Source organism: Bacteroides zoogleoformans, assembly GCF_002998435.1.
In the GTDB taxonomy this organism is placed as follows: Bacteria; Bacteroidota; Bacteroidia; order Bacteroidales; family Bacteroidaceae; genus Bacteroides; species Bacteroides zoogleoformans.
The window spans coordinates 957441-975490 of the sequence record NZ_CP027231.1; the positions used below are offsets into that span (position 1 = coordinate 957441).

Below are 18050 nucleotides of genomic sequence, written 5' to 3' on the forward strand. Positions count from 1 at the left end.
TGCCCCGCATGACATTTTTATTTATTTATTGTCCGTTCCGCTTAAACAATCTGTCAATCGTTGCTTTTTTAATTCCAAATTCCAAACAAAGTACATTCAAAATAAGAAAAATGAGGAAAGAAGAAGAATCTACAGAGAGCAAATCACCTTGAGCCACACGGTAAAGCATGCCGCCAAAGAGATACAAAACCGTCAGGAAAATCGCGTTGCGAGTAGCCTTGTTGCGCAATCTCTCCGTTTCACTGTTTTCGTTCTTTGTCAGTGCAAAAATAATCATCAGCGCCCCCATCATCATCAAGAGTTTGGAACACTCTTTATAGAACAACAGATTGGCGTCCGTCATTTTTCCCCACATCAGCAGCAAGAAAGGAAGGAACAACGACAAGGCAATTATGAAATAGCCCAACGGGCGGCAATATACAGGAAGTAAAGCTCTCATCAGATATTCGGTTTTAAAGTTCATAATTCAATCTGTTTAAGCCTCCCTCTTTTTTATCACTCTTTTTGAAGAGTTCCTAAGACGGTGCGTCTTCCTGCTCTTATCCTCCTCGACATGCTTCATTTGCTTACCCAGAAAGCCACGCACATTCAGAAAAGACTTCGCAAGAAGACCGGGAAAGTCCAAACAGCTTCTTTTTTCACAACACAAAGGTAATATTTATTGCCGAAAGGACTATCTTTGCCCTGCAATAAATCAACAAATCACAAATCTTCTCATGAATAAACAAGAAGTAATTCTTTGCGAAAGACTGGCCGACAGCCTGACACGTGCCATTGAAAGATGCCCCCACAACAAGATCTTCATCCTCACCGACCAACACACCCATCGCCTCTGCCTGCCGCAATTAACGCACATCCCGGCAGTGAAAGAAGCTGAAGAAATCGTTATCGGAGCAGAAGACATACATAAGAATCTGGAAACATTGGCTTCGGTATGGCAGGCCTTGAGCGAGAAAGGGGCCGACCGACACTCTCTACTTATCAATCTGGGCGGAGGCATGGTGACCGACCTTGGTGGTTTTGCCGCTTCAACCTTTAAACGAGGCATTGCCTATATCAACATCCCCACCACCTTGCTCGCCATGGTCGACGCATCGGTAGGAGGCAAGACCGGCATCAACTTCAACGGTCTGAAGAATGAAATCGGTGTATTTGCACCCGCTGCCTGCGTACTCATAGAAACCGAATTCCTCCGTAGCCTTGACGCTCACAACTTCTTCTCCGGCTATGCCGAGATGTTGAAGCATGGCCTCATCAGTACTCCGAAGCATTGGACAGAATTGCTGGCTTTTGATACCGAAAACATTGACTATACGGTGTTGAAGCAAATGGTGGGACGTTCCGTGGAAGTAAAAGAACGCATTGTGGAAGAGGATCCTTTGGAGCATGGCATCCGGAAAGCCTTGAATCTGGGACATACCGTAGGCCATGCCTTCGAGAGCCTTTCCCTTGCGGAGCATCGTCCCGTATTGCACGGTTATGCCGTCGCATGGGGCATTGTCTGCGAGTTATACCTTTCTCATATAAAGGTAGGATTTCCCAAAGAAAGCATGTATCAAACCATCCGCTTTATCAAAGAGAACTATGGAGGTTTTTACTTCGACTGCAAACAATATGACCGCCTGTACGAACTGATGAAGCACGATAAGAAGAATATGGCCGGCGTAATCAACTTCACTTTATTGAAAGATATAGGCGACATTTGCCTCAACCAGACAGCAGACAAGGAAACCATCTTCGAGATGTTCGATTTCTATAGAGAATGTATGGGAGTGTAAAACTACCGGAAAGGCAGATGAGTGACAAATGCCGAAGAAAGCCACAAAAGCGGAAGCTTGCTTCAAGGCGTCACCCCCCGAAGCAGCCTCCCCTTTACAAACTCTTCCAGAAACTCCACCGTGGCATCAATGCCCAACACGGACGAGTCGATGCAAAGATGATAGGTAGAGGCAGCCCCCCACGTCTTGTTGCTGTAAAAATTATAGTAACCGGCACGCCTCTTATCAGCTTTCTCCATCAGCTCCTCTGCCTCTGTTCTCGAAATAGAACGCAGACTGCAAATACGGGCAATACGCTCTTCCGGAGTAGAGAAAACAAAGATATTGACACAACGGGGATGCTCGCGCAAGATATAGTCGGCACAACGCCCGACGAACAGACACGAGCCTTTCGAAGCCAGTTTTCTTATCACATCACTCTGAATTTTGAAAAGCGCATCGTTACTCAAACAACTCGTAACAGGAACAGCTCCGTCATTGATAAAAGGGAAACGCATTCCTAACAAGCCTCCAAACACGCCTTGCGATGCTTTTTCGTCGGCCTTCTCGAAGAATTCGCTGCAAAAGCCGCTTTCTTCCGAAGCCAGACTTATCAGTTCCTTGTCATAAAAACCGATGCCCAAGCGGGACGCCAGTTTCTCGCCCACTTCATGTCCGCCGCTACCAAGCTGGCGGCCGATGTTTACTACAAACTTTTTATCCATAATATATCGTCTATCGCACTTGCGGATAACAAATATAGGAAAAATCACGGAATATACTCCTGATAATGAAGAAGCAAATGCTCTTCCATTCTTTTTTTACTATTTTTCTTGCTATTCTAATGGCACTCCCGCCGCAGCAACCTTGAATTTGCGAAACTGCATCACCAGCATCACCAATGCTATCAAGCTTGCAAGCAGGTCGGAAACCGGCATGCTGTACCACACACCCTCCACTCCCCAAAACTGGGGCAGCACCAACAGGCAGGGAAGCAGAATCAACAGCTGGCGGGTAAGGGAAAGAAAGATGGCCTTGCCCGCCATCCCTATGCTCTGGAAAAAATTGGAAGTCACCATCTGAAAACCGATTACGGGAAAGAACATGACGACAATCCGCAATCCGCGGGACGACATCTCTATCAGTTGGGCATCGGAAGTGAAGATGCTCACCACCACGTCGGGCATCAACATGCCCACCCAAAAGCCGAAAGAGGTCACTCCCGTGGCGTAGATAATGGTCAGCTTCAACACTTTCGTGACGCGGGGATAGAGCCTTGCGCCGAAATTATATCCGGCAATGGGCTGCATGCCTTGGTTCAACCCCATCACAATCATCACGACGATAAACACCAATCGGTTCACGATGCCGTAGGCACCGATAGCCAAGTCTCCACCGTGCTTTTTCAGCCCTTGATTGATGAGAATCACGATGAAACAAGCCGCCAGATTCATCAGGAAAGGAGACATGCCGATGGACAGCGAGTCGAAAACAATCTTACGTTTCAGCCGGAAGATGCCGCGGTGGAAGTGCAACAGTTCATCCTTATTGCCGAACAGCTTGAATTGCCAAGCCAACGCCAAGAGCTGCGCCAAGACAGTAGCGATGGCCGCCCCGCGTATTCCCCAACCGAAGCCGTATATGAAAAGAGGGTCTAAAACGGTGTTGATTATTACCGTGCCCACGGTGGCATACATCGCCTTTTGCGGATGCCCCGAAGAGCGCAACACGGCATTCAGGCCAAGATACAGGTGGGTGACAATATTGCCCAGGAGAATGATTTGCATGTATTCTTTTGCATAGTCCACCGTCCGGTCGCTTCCGCCGAAGAAATAAAGAACAGGTTCGAGAAACGCCAGCATCACTGCCATAAAGACCACGCCCAACAGAATGTTCAGCACAAAGACATTGCCCAACACGCGTTGAGCCGTATCATAATCTTTCTGTCCCAACCTGACGGAAATCAGTGTGGAAGCTCCCACACCTACCAGCGAACCGAAGGCAGCCGAAAGATTCATCAGCGGAAAAGTCAGCGCCAGTCCCGAAATGGCCATCGTTCCCACTCCATGGCCTATGAAGATGCTGTCAACCATATTATATAAGGAAGAGGCCGTCATGGCTATGATTGCCGGAACGGCATATTGCAACAATAACCTGCCTATACTCTGCGTGCCCAGCGCTGTGGGTGTTCTTTGTCCTGCCATACTATACCCGTTTCTGTTTTTTCAGGGAACAAAGGTACTCAAATTCTCAAAAGCGTACAAGCAATCTGTCCGTCATTAAGACATAGAACGATGAAACGGGAATGAGAAGCCTACTCACGCAGGAAAAAAAATCAGGACAATCAGCTTTTCTTTTTTCTTACAAAGGGGCGACTATTACCACGAAGCCACCGAAGAGCTGCGCCGGCTGTGCCGCAGGCAAAAGGCGAACCCATCGAATTCTCTTATTGATAACGGAAAAGAAACATGACTACACAAAATTACAAAACTGTTTACTTCTGATATTTGCAAAGAAAAACCGCAGATTTGCTGAAATTTTGCAAATCGACGGGTTTTATATTCAGATTTTGGAAGATAACTTTCTATGGCTATAAGTATTTGTTGAGTTCCATAACCAGTTTGTGAACCGTTGTGGAGGACTCCTCTTCAGCAGGATTGCCATGTGAGATTTCCGCAAGTACTGTCTCTGCATTGTGTATGGCATGCTGCTGACGAGACAAAAGCAAATTGTACATGACTGCACCATATCCCTCACTCTTGCTGTAAGGCACTCCTGTCAGCCCGGTAAGCATGTCCTTGTATTGGCTGCGATGAATGGCACCAGTGTATATTTAGTCATATCAAGCAGGATTAAAGATTTTCTCTATGTCACCAAAGATGGGGGTTGCCCCGTATTTTCCAAGCAAATAGTCCCTCTCAAACGGCGATGTGCTGCGCACCTTGTATTCAGCCAATGAGAATAGTTCCGTTGCACCGAAGTTGTCCTTCTGTGTGAACCAAACCTGGTCTCTTCTGAACAGACCGGCACTCAGCAGGAAAGTATCGTGAGCGGTAAACAGGAGCTGCGCACCCTTTGGGTTCGTCTTGGCATCGTTGAATAGGGTAACGATCTTTTTGACAAGCAGCGGATGAAGCTTGGAGTCAAGTTCATCAATGACAATTCGTTTGCCATTATCGAGAGCGTCAATAATGGGATATGCCAGTGAAAAGTACTTGATAGTACCTTCTGACTCATTTTGGTTGAAAGCGAATGTGACGCTGTTTACTTCACGGCCTTCATCATCATACTGACGGTGATCGCTGACAATGCGGTTATCAATCTTTGATATGTTCTCTATGCCAAGGTCTGCATATTTGGCAAATGAAATGATACGATTGCGCAGAGCTTCATCATCAAGGCGCTTGATGGCATTATTCCACAGCTTGTCATCTTCAGAGCAGAAGACAACGAGCGTGTCATTTAGCCAACCGAGGATGCCGACTGCCGTCGGTTCATTGAACTGGGCAGCCGTTGAGAGCAGCAGCGCATTGCTGCGGATCATTTTCTTATTCACCAGTTCCTGCATCAACCGACTCTTAGGATGAACTGTCGTTCCATCCGCTTCGCGATAGAACAGCTCGACATCCTTGGCACGCTTCTTACATGCTCTTTTATAAAGCCACTCCTCATGAACAGTATGGTTGTCAGCTTCAAAACCATATCTGTAGATAAATTTACCATCGGTAAATGTGGCTTCAAAGGCAGTGGGCTCTTTTACGCTTGACGCATTTAGCCTGAAATTCTCAATGCCGATAGATTCTCCCACCTGGCTGTTCCGGAATGAATCGGTGATAAACCGTTTGTAAAAATCAAAGCCCTTCAGCACGTTGGATTTTCCCGACGCATTAGCACCGTAAATGACAGCACCCCTTACAAGCGATATGCCTGTGTCTTCAAGGGGAAAAAGGTCATTCGGCTCAGAGCAGGACTCTTTGAGCGGTGTCGAGACAAAAGAAAGTTTAAGTTCTTCCTTTATCGACAGATAGTTGCTTACACAAAATTCAAGAATCATGTATTTAACCCATATATTTGTAGATTTCATGCAAATATACAACTTTTCCCTTAAAAAACAAGAAAGAAAAGAACGAAATTTGTGTTATTCACTCTTAATCACACCGATTTTGCCAATTCTGAATAATAACTGAGTATATTGATACTATTTGTTTGAGTACAATGGTGAAAAGATTGCTCCGTAATGAGAAAAGGCCTGCATATGCACCCACACAAAAACAAGAATAAAGGTTGACGAGAACGCTCGTCGGCTCCTCGTCGCCCCTACTCCCCTTTTCTTTGCTCCGAACTTTAAAACATAAAAAAGATGGAAAACGAAAAAAAACTGTTACTATCGGAGAAGATGGAGCAGCTGCACACGCAGCTGACGGCACTGGCCCGCCTGCTCGAGAGGGCCGACGTAGAACCCCGCCCGGAGGTGGCGCGCGGATGGGTGGACGGAACAGACGTGATGGAAGCCCTGCACATCAGCCCGCGCACCCTGCAGACGCTGCGCAGCAACGGCACCATAGGCTACACCACCCTGGGCAAGAAGTACTATTACCGCATAGACGAGATAGACCGCCTGCTGCGCGACAACTACGTCATGTTCCGCCTCTCGGCGCAACGAGGAGGCGACGAGAGCACCTCGTCACGACACAAAAAAAAGGAAGGAGGCGGACGATGAACCGCTTCAGCTTTTTCCGCGCGCCCATCAGCAACGTGGTGCCGCACGCCACCGTGAGGTTACGGCAAATCTACAACGCCGTCAGGGGCGACTATTACCGCGAAGCCACCGAAGAGCTGCGACGGCTGTGCCGCAGGCAGAAGGCGGGCGAGGTGAGCCGCCAAGAGGTGCAACGCTTCAAGGCGGCGCACTTCGACTACGCCACCTTCAGCGGCATCTTCAGCCGGCGCCGCAGCGACGCCCTGGTGGAGCACAGCGGCCTGCTGTGCTTCGACTTCGACCACGTGGACCAATGGCACAGCCGGGGAACCCCGGAAGGGGTATATGGCCTGCGCTATGTCCTGCTCAACGACAAGGAAGTGGACTTCGCCTTGATTTTCCGCAGCCCCGGAGGCGACGGCCTGAAGTGGGTGGTGCCCATAGACACCTCCCTGGCCGACCATGCCGAATGGTTCGACGCCCTGGCCTGCTACGTGCAGCACACCTACGACATCGCCCCCGACCCTTCGGGACGCGACGTGACACGCGCTTGCTACCTGCCCTGGGATCCCGACGTGGCGCTCAGGGAAGACGGCGGACCCATCGAATTCTCTTATTGAAAACTGAAAGGAAACATGACTACACAAAAATTCAACCCGAACGGATGGCGGCAAAGTGCCGCCGCCGATTTGCGCGCGCAGGTGGAGATTGTCACCGCACGCATCGAGACCATGGGCGCGGACATAGCTCCCGCCTACAACGACTGGCGCGACCTGGGCTTCGCCTTGGCCTGCGGGCTGGGCGAAGAAGGCCGCGCCTACTTTCACCGCCTGAGCCGCTTCTACTCCGGCTATAAGCCTGCCGAAGCCGACAAGCAGTACACCGCCTGCCTGCAAAGCCGGGGGCATGGCATCACGCCGGCCACCTTCTTTCACCTGGCACGGCAGGCGGGCGTGGATTGCCGTATTGCCACTTTGCCAAGAAAGGACGGTGCTGATTTTCCCGCTCCCCCCTCCCGCCCCTCTTCCGGCTCGCCGGCTCCCTGCGCCCCAGGCCGCGAGGAGAGAGAGCACCCCGCCCGCGGGCAGGAGGCCGGCAGGCCGGAGCCGCTTCCGTCTTTCCCCGACGAGGTGTACGCCTCGCTGCCGCGCCTGCTCACCGACGTCTGTTCCTACGGCCTCTCGCCCGAAGACACCGACATCCTGCTGCTGGGGGCACTCACCGTGCTCTCTTCCTGCCTGACGCAGGTGTGGGGACTTTACGGGCAGCGGCAGGTGTTTCCCAACCTCTTCCTGTTCATCAGCGCGCAGGCCTCGGCGGGCAAGGGCAGGCTCACCCTGTGCCGCCATCTGGCCGACGTGGTGCACGCCGACCTGCGCATGCGCAACCGCAAGGAGTGGGAAGAGTATCGCAGCCGGAAGGCGCTCTACGACAAGCGGCGGAAAGACAGCCAGGGCGAAGAGCCGCAGCAACCGCCCGTCAGGATGCTCTTCATCCCGGCCAACAGCACCGCCACGGCCCTCTTCCAGACGCTGAACGACAATGACGGCCGGGCCCTGATGTTCGAGACCGAGGGCGACACGCTGGCCACCACCTTCCGCAGCGAGCACGGCAACTACAGCGACGGCCTGCGCAAGGCCTTCCACCACGAGCCCATCACCTACAACCGCCGGAAAGACCGCGAATACGTGGAGATTGCCATGCCCCGCCTGTCCGTCTTGCTCAGCGGCACGCCCGGACAGATAAGCGCGCTGATTCCCGACGCCGAGAACGGCCTCTTCTCCCGGTTCCTCTTCTACACGCTGCCCCTGCGGCCGGCATGGAACGATGTCTTTGCCGGCGACGAAAACGATACGCTGGACAACCGGTTCATCCGTCTGGGAGGACGCTTCTTCCAGTTCTACCGCCGCCTCTCCTGCTCCGAGCCCATGCGCTTTGCGCTGACGCGCCGGCAGCAGACCGACTTCAACCGGTTCTTCGCCGAACTTCAGGAGCAAGGCATGCGGCGCTTCGGCGTGGAGCTGCTGCCATCCGTGCGCCGGCTCGGATTGTCGGCCTACCGCATCTGCATGACGCTTTCCGTCTTGCGCCTGATGGACTACGAGGGCGACACTCCCCTGCCCGCCACGCTGCTCTGCGGCGACGACGACTTTCGAGCCATGCTCCTGATGATGCCCGTGCTGATGCGGCACACCGCGCTGGCCTTCGCCTCGCTGAAGGCCGAAGCGCCACGGCCCGACGCCGCCCCGGCGCCTGCGGGGACAAGCCACCGCGAGTGCCGGCGCAACGCTTTGCTCAACGCCATGCCCGATGCCTTCGACCGCGCGCAGTGGCAACAGAAGGCCGCCGAGCAGAACGTGCCCGTGCGCACCGCCGACCGCTACCTCATCGAGCTTTGCAACAACGGCCGGCTGCTGAAGCCCGCCTACGACTCGTATCGCAAGCCGCCGGCAGAGGGTCCGGAGTAAGGCCCGCTCCGCATCAGGTCCGCATCGGCTCCGTATAACCTCCGTACAGGCTCCGTATCAACTCCGTATCAACTCCGTATAACCTCCGCATAACCTCCGCTCACTTAGATACGGAGCCGACAGGAGGCTGATACAGAGCTGAAACGGAGTTAAAACGGACTTGAAACGGACTTGAAACGGACTTGAAACGGGCTTGAAACGAGCTTGAAACGGACTTGAAACAGAGTTGAAACGGACTTGAAACGGGCTTGACAGGAAGCCGATATGCCAAAAATATGTACATTTGCACCCCGCAACGGCCCGTGGCTTATGCGGGGTGCAATAAAAAAAAAGTTCCTATGTTTAAAATCGGAAGTGACGGATAACATAATATAGCCCTAAAAAAGCTATACCATTATAGTTAACTTTGTAAGTGATAACAACAATATTAACTCATAACGATATAGCTTATGAAACGTGTACAAAGTAACACATTAGATTTCAGTGGTCAAAATATTTATGTAGGAATTGATGTCCACCTGAAGAGTTGGTCGGTTGCAATTTTATCAGAGCATAGTGTTCTGAAGCGATTCAGCCAAATTCCGGAACCGGAAGCATTGCACAAGTATCTTGTCAGCAATTATCCGGGCGCCAATTACTTCTCTGTGTATGAAGCCGGATTCTGCGGCTTTTGGATACACGAGAAACTGATGGATTTAGGAATAACCAACATCGTGGTCAATCCAGCCGACGTTCCGACCATGAGTAAGGAAAAACTTCGTAAGACGGATGCCGTGGATTGTAACAAGCTGGCTCGTGAATTACGTTCCGGTTCGCTGGTAGGAATATACGTTCCCAAGGCGGATGTCCTGGAAATGCGCTCTTTGATAAGGATGAGAAACCTGATTGTAAAAGACAGCACCCGTGCGAAGAACCGCATCAAGTCATTGCTTCGTTTTCATGGAGTGGATATACCCGAAGAGTTTACCCGATGCTCGATAGGATGTTGGTCAAAACGTTTCCTGACTTGGCTTCATTCTCTCGAACTCTCAACAGAGTATGGCAAGAAGACTTTGGAACTGCACTTGGAGCAGTTCGTGCGTTTGCGTAAGATGCTTCTTCAGGAAACACGTGCCATCCGTGAGATATCACGTAACGCACCTTTTGAGAGGCCGATACGTCTTCTGACTTCTGTTCCCGGAATAGGCGTTACTACAGCTGCTACCCTGATGGTTGAACTTGACGGTATAGTCCGTTTCAGGAATGAGGACCATCTGGCTTCCTTCATCGGTCTGGTACCCATGTGCCATTCGAGTGGTGAGAGTAACGGCACAGGAGATATAACGGTACGTCGCCATTTCATGCTCCGCTGCCTGTTGGTGGAAGCTGCATGGATTGCAATCCGTAAGGATCCTGCAATGACTGTAGCCTATACGGAATACCGTAAACGTATGAATCCCCAGAAGTCAATCATAAAGATTGCCAGACGGCTTGTAAACAGAATATATTATGTACTCAAACATGAAAAGGAATATATACCGTGTGTTGTCAAATGATACAGAATCCTATAAGGTAAAACAACTTTCTTTTGAGGAAAATACTATCATTACTTTGCGGCTTTGAAGTCCGCTTAAAAAAGTTTGTAATCCTCATTAATGGTTTGACTGATAAAGGAACTTGCAGCCCCTTGTGTGGTGTCTGCTGTGGAAAGTTTGTTTTACCATAGGATTATGGTTAGGTTTTCTTAGCCATATCAGACGATATCAGTAATACAAAAAGAGAGGCGTGTAACCGCCTCCCAAAGTAGCATTACTGCGTACCGTTAGGATGCTTATTGCTGGTAGGTTGCTCCTCAGCAGAGCCTACTTCCTCTTAACATCCTGACAAAAAGATATGAAACTAAAGTTAATTATTAATGAATTATCCAACTTTGTTTGGATTTTAAATGGAAAGAAAATAGATGAAAGAACTTATATTGAAAGCTTTTCCGGATGACAAGGAACGGAAAGCCGAAGCCGGGAAACTGTGCGAATGGATAAAGACGCTGGCGCTTGCCCATCCGCCTTCGGACGGACACGCCCCGCTCTGCCACCGGCCTTCGCCCGAAACGGTGGAGGTGTGGCTGGCCGAAGAAGACGCTTCGCCCTGCCCCGGGGTGATGGTCTATCGCCGCGTGGCCTTCAGCCCGCTGCCTCCCTCGCCCGTCCCCTACAGATACGGTGGAGACGGCCGCGACGTAAAGGTGACGCTGCCGCCGCCCGTAAGCGTGTTCATGGGGCGTCCCCTCTCGGAGCTGAGACTGCTGGGAGCCGAGCCGGCGCTGGTGGCGGCAGACCGGGAGGTGCTGTCGCCGCACGTGCTGAAACGGGCGCAGATAGCACGGCTCGACAGTATTTACGCCGTGCTGACGGAGAAGATGGCCCTCCGGCTGGGGTTGCCGGCCGAAATCGCCCGCCCCGCGGCAGGCGCAAGGATTACGTCCGCCAATGTGGCGCACGAGGTGGAAGGATTGATACGCCGTTGTTTTCCCGGCGGAGGCGAAGCGGAGGGGTGCCCCCTCAAGCTGCGGCTCTCGCTGTGCGAAGTGCCAGTGGGACGCATCCTCAAGATAGACGACGCCCATCGCACGATGCTCTTCGGCGAAGGCGGTGAGGGGCAGGTGCCTCGCGAGGGGCTGGCGCGCCACGGCGCGTACCGCCCGCCGGAAGCCACCTTCCACACGCTCGTGATGCTCCATCCCGAGGGAGAGCGTCACGCCGCCCGCCGGCTCTTCCGGATGTTCGTGTCGCAACAGGCGCTGCTGCCCGTGATATGGACGGGCGACGAAGCCCACTGGCTGGAATACGAGCCGGGCGAAGGAAGCACCGAACAGCTGCTGCGGCTGCTCTGCCTCCACCCCGAAACCGAGGGCGACGCCAAGAGCAAGGTGTACTGCCTGCTGGTGCCGTCGGCCGGCAAGGCGCCGTCGGTCACAGAACAGGGGGCGGTCGGCAGCGTCAGGCGGCTGGTGGAAGCGGGCGGCGCGCACTTCGTGGGGCCGGTGCCGCTCCATGCCGTGGGCAGCGCCGCGCTGGAGCGCTTCATGCCCACACTGCTTTCCCGCCTGTCGCTACGGATGGGCGGCTTGCCGTGGATGCCCGCGCACTACGTTTCGCAAGACAGCGACCTCGTGGCGGGCATCTCCTGCACCTCCGGCGCCCGGGGCGTCGAGCTGTCTTTTGCCGCCGCCTTCTACGATGCGCCCGCCCGCTATTGCCGCTTCAGCGTTTGCGGGACGGAACATCGTTTCGCTTTCCTCTTCGGAGGACGCCTGCATGCCGCCTGCCGCAGCTTTGCCAACGACCACGACGGAGCGCCGCCCCGCCGGCTGGTGGTGTACTTCCATCACGACCTCCCCCGGGACATGCTGAGCCTGCTTGACGACACGCTGAAGGAGCATGCCGCCAAATTACCGGCGTTGCTGGTGTCGGTGCGGCGTACGGCAGGCGACGTCCCCCGCTGCTACGACAACGACACCTCGTCGGGGATGCCCGCCGCGGGCACGTGCGTGACGCTTTCCGACGGCCTTCATCACCTTTTCTGTCACGATGCCCGGGCCGGACATGCGGCGTACGGCCCCGCTCCGCTGGAGGCCGCTTTCTATCAGTTCGACGCCGACGGCGGCCTGCAACCCCTTTCGCCCTACGAAGAGGAGCATCTGCCGGCGCAGTTGTGCCAATTGGTATGGGCCAACCCGCGGTGCGTGGACGGCTGCGCGCTACCGCTCATCCTGGGATATACGGACGAGATGTTGAGGAAGCGGGAGAACCGATTCCGAGATATTGGGTTATAACATCGGACAAGTATAGTCTAATAAGCCCACGGATATGTGTTAATTTATCAAAAACAATAGGTTTTTAATGTAGATTTCACAAAATTATTCCCTTTTAATGGGAATTTATTGTTAACTTTGAACCGAATAAAATGCTAAACGCATGATTAAAGTAGATTTTTCAGACGACGACCTGCGTGAGCTCATACTAACCGGAGTGAATGCAGGAAAATATAAAAGAATTGCCCGTGACAAGAAATTTGTGAAGAAATTGACTGATATCTACAACCTGATGTGTTCCGTGGAGCACACCTCAAAATTGAGGGACTACAGTTTCCTTCACTACGAGCAACTGAGACATATATCCTTAAGTTCTGTGCGGATATTCAACAATAGAGTCGAGCGGCTGCTGTTCCGGGAAACAGAGACAGGACTGGAAATAACGTTAATCGAATTAAATGATGACCACTATGGCAACAAGAAATGAAAGCAATACTCCTTGGACGGTAACCCATCCGGGTACCATTCTGGGGTATGAATTGGAAGACAGAGACATCTCCCAAAAGGACTTTGCGGTCATGATTGGCATGCAAAAGTCGCACCTGAACGAGCTGATAAAAGGCAAAAGGCCCATGACGAAACCTATGGCAGACAAGATAGAGGAAGTTCTCGGTATCTCTGCCGTATCATTGGTCAACATGCAGACTCAGTATGAGCATGACATGAAGGTTATAGAGCGGAGAGGCGTCGAGGAATTGGAAGCGCAAAATGCCTTAAGCCTTTATAATGAGATTTTTGACGTCAAGACATTATTCAAGCGTATTGACAAGGGATTGACCACAGCCGTACAACAAATAAAGTATATTGCCGAGAACCTATGTCTGCCGCAACCTGCCGAACTGAAGTTGGAAACATCAGGCATGTTCAGGAAATCGGCAAAAACAGGTCAAGACGCCCGAATGTTGATGACATGGAAGTTGTTGGCAGAATCAAAAGCCAAGGAACAAAAGGTAGCCCGACCATTCAACAAGGATGATAAAGAAGCCGTAGTAAGCGCTCTGGCAAGAGCCTTGCATGACAACCGCCATACAGAGAATACCATCAAAGAGATATTATCTGCCCGGGGAATAGCTTTCTGCATAGAGAAAAAGGTGGACAAGGCTTCTGTAGACGGCTATTCCTATATAGAAGACGGTACGCCTTATATTATATTAACAAAGAGGTACGACCGCATAGACAACTTCGCTTTTGCACTAATGCATGAGGTGGGACATCTATTCTTGCATTATCTTGACAGATCGAGACGCGACTGCAAACTCAGCATTCCCGATTATGACAATGAGAGTACAGAAGAAAAAGAAGCCAATGCGTTTGCCGCCAATGCCCTCATACCTGACGAGGAATGGAAAAATGCTCCCCGGGTTAGGGTAAATCCGGTGACGATCCAGCACAAATATACCCAATGGGCCATAAAGAAAGGTCTGAACAAGTGGATAGTATTAGGCAGAATATCCTACGAGACCGGAATGTACAAGTTCCATTCGGATGAAAGTAGAAGAATCGGTTAGGCCTGTCAAGACATAGAAGTGCAGACATAAAGCCCGATTATCAGAAAAAGCACTCCCCCCCCTTGCCGGAGGCAGAAACGGCAAAGTGGCAATCCGGCAATCCGGCAATAAGGGCCGGGGGGGAGTTGCAGCGCAAAACAGCGCAACGGCAGGCAAAAAACACGCTTTTGGTTTTTTGTCCCGCCATTTGTCTTACCTTTGTCTCAGCCGGAAAGGAATACACCTTTTTCCCGCTGTGTGATGCTGCAGAATCACGCAGGGCGAGTCACTCGCTTCTCCGGCTTTCGGGCACGGCACATCGCCTTGCTCTCATCCCTAAAACTTTACGATTATGGGAGAAATCAGAAGAGGAATCCTCGGAGGATTCAGCGGAAGAGTGGGTACCGTGATTGGCAGCACTTGGAAAGACGTAAGCTATATGCGTGCGCTGGCCATCAACGTGAGCAATCCACGTACCCCGAAACAACAGAAGCAGCGCGGCAAGTTTGCCGTCTGCATGAACTTTCTTACGGCCATCACGCCCTATCTGCGCCAAAGCTACCGGACAATGACGCAAAACCGCACGGCTTTCAATGCGGCCATGTCTTACCTGCTTCGCCATGCCATCACGGGCGAAGCGCCCGACCTGAAGGTGGATTACGAGCGCGCGCTGGTGGCCCGCGGCACCCTGATGCCCGCCTTCAACCCCGCCGCCTCGGTGGCCGAAGGCAAGGTGACCTTCACCTGGAAGGACAACAGCGGCATGGGCGACGCGCTGGGCACTGACTTGGCCATGCCCCTTATCTACAACAAGAAAAAGGGGGTGGCCGTCTATACCCTTTCTGCCACCACCCGCGCCACCGGCAAAGCCGTGCAGGAACTTCCCGGCGACTGGACGGGCGACGCGCTGGCCGTCTATCTGGCCTTCGGAAGCGAAGACGGCAAACGGATGAGCAACAGCATCTGCCTGCGCAACGATGCCTACGAGGGCGGCGGCTCCGCACCGGCAGGCGGCGGTGTGCCGGCCGCTCCGGGCGGAGGTTCGGGTGCCGGCGCTTCGGGCGGCGAAGGCGGTCAGACCCCGAACCCGCTGGGCTGACGCATAGCGAACGAACAGATCTGTTTCAGGGCTTGTCAGCCACAGGCCCTGAAACTCGCAAGAACTCACCAAAACAGATTGATTATGCGAAAGATAAATTACATTGTGGTGCATTGCAGCGGCACCCGCGAAGACTGCCCCTACGAGGTGGACGACCTCCGGCGCGACCATTTGCGGCGCGGCTTCAAGGACATCGGCTATCACTACTACATCCGCCGCGACGGCACTGTGGCGCGCACCCGCCCCATCGAGCTTCCGGGAGCGCACGTCAAGGGTTTCAATAAATACTCGATAGGCATCTGCTACGAAGGCGGTCTGGACAGGCAAGGCCGTGCCAAGGACACCCGCACGCCCATACAGCGTGCCGCCCTGCGCCTGCTTGTGTCGCAGTTGCTGTGCCGCTTCCACCAGGCCCGCGTGTGCGGACATCGCGACCTCAGTCCCGACCTCGACGGCAGCGGTACGGTGGAACCCCGCGAGTGGGTGAAACGTTGCCCTTGCTTCGAGGTGAGCAAAGAATTATAGCTTTTCAACAAAAACATTGAAACATCATGAAAATGAGCAGAGAAACTTGGAAAAACATCCTGAAGATACTGGTCACCGTGATCACCACCGTTGCGGGTGTGCTGGGCGTTCAGGCCATGCCTTTGAACTAAGGCTTTGAACGGAAGGCTTTCCGCCCGCGGCATTCTTTTGCCGCCAAGGGGCGCGGAAGCCTTCTTTCTTTTGCCCGAGCGGCCTCCTCACGGGGGTTTTAGGGCCGTTCAGCTTCTTCAGCGGGATTGAATTACCGCCTCCGCTTGTTTCTTTTAAAAGTAAAAGTGTATATTTGTAGCATCTTTTCCTGGTGTTTTAATACTATATTAATAGAACGATGACCTTTAATCTGAGTGATTTCAATCAATTCTTCGAGGAATACCGGCAACGCTTTGTCCACTTTGTCGTCACCTACGTGCACGATGAAGCCGTAGCCGAAGACATTGTCATCGAGTCCATGATGTATTACTGGGAGAACAAGGGACGCCTTGCCGCCGACACCAACATCGCGGCCTACGTGCTGACCGCCATTAAGCATAAATGTATAGACTACCTGCGTCACCGGCGGCTTCAGCAAGAGGTTTCGGACGAGATATCCCGCCTGCATGCCTGGGAGCTGTCGAGCCGCATCCTGTCGCTGGAAGATTTTGAGCCCGACGAGATTTTCACCCATGAGATACAGGAGATAGTGGACAAAGCGCTGTCAGCGTTGCCCGAACAGACACGGCGCATTTTTGTCATGAGCCGTTATGAGAACAAATCTCACAAAGAAATAGCCGAATCGCTGGGAATAAGCACCAAAGGGGTGGAGTTTCATATATCGAAAGCCACCAAGGTGTTGCGTCTTGCCTTGAAAGATTATCTGCCCGCCGCTCTGCTTTTTCTACATCTTCACTGATCGCCGTTTTCTTTTTTCCTTAGAAAGTTTTTCAAGACGGCTTGTCTGAGGAGCAAAATTTAAACTCAAGTCCTAAAAAAACGCCTTTTCCGTTAGGGAAGTTTCTTTCTCATCCGCTATTACTATAGATACGCAAAACAGGAAGTATGTATGGATAAGGATATATTATACCGTTTTTTCGAAGGCTGCGCCTCTGTGGAAGAAATGAGGCGGGTTGAGGAATGGGCCGAGGCTTCTGACGAGAACCGCAAGCAGTTCTTGCGCGAGCGCAAGTTGTTTAACGCCATGATTCTCGTCGGCGGACCGCAATGGAGCGGTATGTGGAAAACGATGCGTAAGAGGCGGAGCCGCTTTATCGGCGAATTTCTGAAAATAGCCTCTGTGGTAGCGATAACGGTGAGTGTGACGGCTGCCTTGTTTTCAATAGGGAAAGAGAGCGATGAAGTGAACAGGGAGATGCAGACCATCACCGTGCCGCCCGGCCAGCGCGTGAACCTGGACTTGCCCGACGGTTCGAACGTGTGGCTGAATGCCGGCACCCGCATGCAGTATCCCACCGCCTTCATGAAGGGGAAGCGCGAAGTGGTGCTGGACGGAGAGGCTTACTTTGAAGTGACGCGCCATGAGAAGAGTCCGTTTGTGGTGCATACCCCTGTGATGGATGTGGAGGTGCTGGGCACGAAATTCAACGTGGAGGCCTATTCGAAGCGGAAGGTGTTTGAGACGTCTCTGATGGAGGGGAAGGTAAGGGTGAAGTCTCCCCTGAACGCGAAAGCTTCCGTGGTCCTTTCACCTCATTACAAGACTACATTGAGGGGGGGGAAGCTGGTGGTGAGCCGGATAGAAGACTACAATGTGTACCGATGGAAAGAGGGGTTGTATTGCTTCAAGAACAAGCCTTTTGCCGAAATCATGAGAGATCTGGAACGGTATTATGACCTGAAGATACAGATGGACAACCCCGCCGTGGCCGGGGTGGCGCTGACAGGCAAGTTCCGCATATCCGACGGCCCGGACTACGCGCTGCGCGTGCTGCAGAACGATGTGTCTTTCAGCTATCGCAGGGATAAAGAGAATGATGTCATTTATATAAAGTAAAGAATCTATTAACCTTAAAAAACAAGAGAACAGCCTATGGAACAATACCGTTGAAAAACAAAAGCCGGCGGATGTTTGCCCCATCCGCCGGCCCGGACTAATACAATTTTTTAATCAATCGTATCAATAACTCATTTGCAAAGATATGAAAAATACT

General features: G+C 52.3%; 17 protein-coding genes. 13 read left to right on the forward strand and 4 right to left on the reverse strand.

Annotated features, from left to right (window positions below):
* Positions 1 to 25: 25 nt before the first annotated feature.
* Positions 26 to 439 (reverse strand): hypothetical protein, encoded by a 414-nt coding sequence (locus tag C4H11_RS04030; protein ID WP_106043112.1) that lies wholly within the window; start codon positions 437 to 439, stop codon positions 26 to 28.
* Positions 440 to 716: 277 nt separating this feature from the next.
* Between C4H11_RS04030 and aroB the strand changes: the two genes are divergently transcribed.
* Entirely contained in the window at positions 717 to 1778 is a 1062-nt protein-coding gene (aroB, locus tag C4H11_RS04035; protein ID WP_106040561.1) for a 3-dehydroquinate synthase, read from the forward strand.
* Positions 1779 to 1840: 62 nt separating this feature from the next.
* Here aroB and C4H11_RS04040 read toward each other — a convergent pair whose 3' ends face one another.
* From C4H11_RS04040 to C4H11_RS04060, 3 genes are all read right to left on the reverse strand, one after another.
* A complete protein-coding gene (locus tag C4H11_RS04040) occupies positions 1841 to 2482 on the reverse strand; it encodes a cytidylate kinase-like family protein (protein WP_106040562.1) in 642 nt (213 codons plus the stop codon).
* Between the two features lie 111 nt (positions 2483 to 2593).
* On the reverse strand, positions 2594 to 3961 hold the full coding sequence (locus C4H11_RS04045) for an MATE family efflux transporter (protein WP_106040563.1): 1368 nt from the start codon (positions 3959 to 3961) through the stop codon (positions 2594 to 2596).
* Positions 3962 to 4599: 638 nt separating this feature from the next.
* Complete coding sequence (locus C4H11_RS04060) at positions 4600 to 5811, reverse strand: AAA family ATPase (protein ID WP_106043114.1); 1212 nt, start codon at positions 5809 to 5811, stop codon at positions 4600 to 4602.
* A 306-nt stretch (positions 5812 to 6117) separates the two neighbouring features.
* Here C4H11_RS04060 and C4H11_RS04065 point away from each other — a divergent pair, with 306 nt between their 5' ends.
* From C4H11_RS04065 to C4H11_RS04125, 12 genes are all read left to right on the forward strand, one after another.
* Positions 6118 to 6477, forward strand: coding sequence for a helix-turn-helix domain-containing protein (locus C4H11_RS04065; RefSeq protein WP_106040566.1), 360 nt, complete (start codon positions 6118 to 6120; stop codon positions 6475 to 6477).
* A complete protein-coding gene (locus C4H11_RS04070; protein WP_106040567.1) occupies positions 6474 to 7076 on the forward strand; it encodes a BT4734/BF3469 family protein in 603 nt (200 codons plus the stop codon). The genes C4H11_RS04065 and C4H11_RS04070 overlap by 4 nt, the downstream gene beginning before the upstream one ends.
* A gap of 15 nt (positions 7077 to 7091) precedes the next feature.
* Positions 7092 to 8924, forward strand: coding sequence for a DUF3987 domain-containing protein (locus tag C4H11_RS04075; RefSeq protein WP_106040568.1), 1833 nt, complete (start codon positions 7092 to 7094; stop codon positions 8922 to 8924).
* Between the two features lie 449 nt (positions 8925 to 9373).
* Positions 9374 to 10459 carry an IS110 family RNA-guided transposase gene (locus tag C4H11_RS04080; RefSeq protein ID WP_106040569.1) on the forward strand — a complete coding sequence of 362 codons (1086 nt, stop codon included), beginning with the start codon at positions 9374 to 9376 and terminating at the stop codon, positions 10457 to 10459.
* 404 nt (positions 10460 to 10863) lie between these two features.
* On the forward strand, positions 10864 to 12735 hold the full coding sequence (locus C4H11_RS04085; protein ID WP_106040570.1) for a hypothetical protein: 1872 nt from the start codon (positions 10864 to 10866) through the stop codon (positions 12733 to 12735).
* A gap of 142 nt (positions 12736 to 12877) precedes the next feature.
* Positions 12878 to 13201, forward strand: coding sequence for a hypothetical protein (locus C4H11_RS04090; protein ID WP_106040571.1), 324 nt, complete (start codon positions 12878 to 12880; stop codon positions 13199 to 13201).
* A complete protein-coding gene (locus C4H11_RS04095) occupies positions 13185 to 14282 on the forward strand; it encodes an ImmA/IrrE family metallo-endopeptidase (protein WP_164996505.1) in 1098 nt (365 codons plus the stop codon). The genes C4H11_RS04090 and C4H11_RS04095 overlap by 17 nt, the downstream gene beginning before the upstream one ends.
* A gap of 331 nt (positions 14283 to 14613) precedes the next feature.
* Entirely contained in the window at positions 14614 to 15360 is a 747-nt protein-coding gene (locus tag C4H11_RS04105; protein ID WP_205729981.1) for a DUF6266 family protein, read from the forward strand.
* 84 nt (positions 15361 to 15444) lie between these two features.
* On the forward strand, positions 15445 to 15885 hold the full coding sequence (locus C4H11_RS04115) for an N-acetylmuramoyl-L-alanine amidase (protein WP_106040574.1): 441 nt from the start codon (positions 15445 to 15447) through the stop codon (positions 15883 to 15885).
* Between the two features lie 32 nt (positions 15886 to 15917).
* Positions 15918 to 16016: a smalltalk protein gene (locus C4H11_RS14145; RefSeq protein WP_234819872.1), complete on the forward strand. Its 99-nt coding sequence runs from the start codon at positions 15918 to 15920 to the stop codon at positions 16014 to 16016.
* Positions 16017 to 16234: 218 nt separating this feature from the next.
* On the forward strand, positions 16235 to 16795 hold the full coding sequence (locus tag C4H11_RS04120) for an RNA polymerase sigma-70 factor (protein WP_106040575.1): 561 nt from the start codon (positions 16235 to 16237) through the stop codon (positions 16793 to 16795).
* A 150-nt stretch (positions 16796 to 16945) separates the two neighbouring features.
* Entirely contained in the window at positions 16946 to 17893 is a 948-nt protein-coding gene (locus C4H11_RS04125) for a FecR family protein (RefSeq protein WP_106040576.1), read from the forward strand.
* The last annotated feature ends 157 nt before the right edge of the window (positions 17894 to 18050 follow it).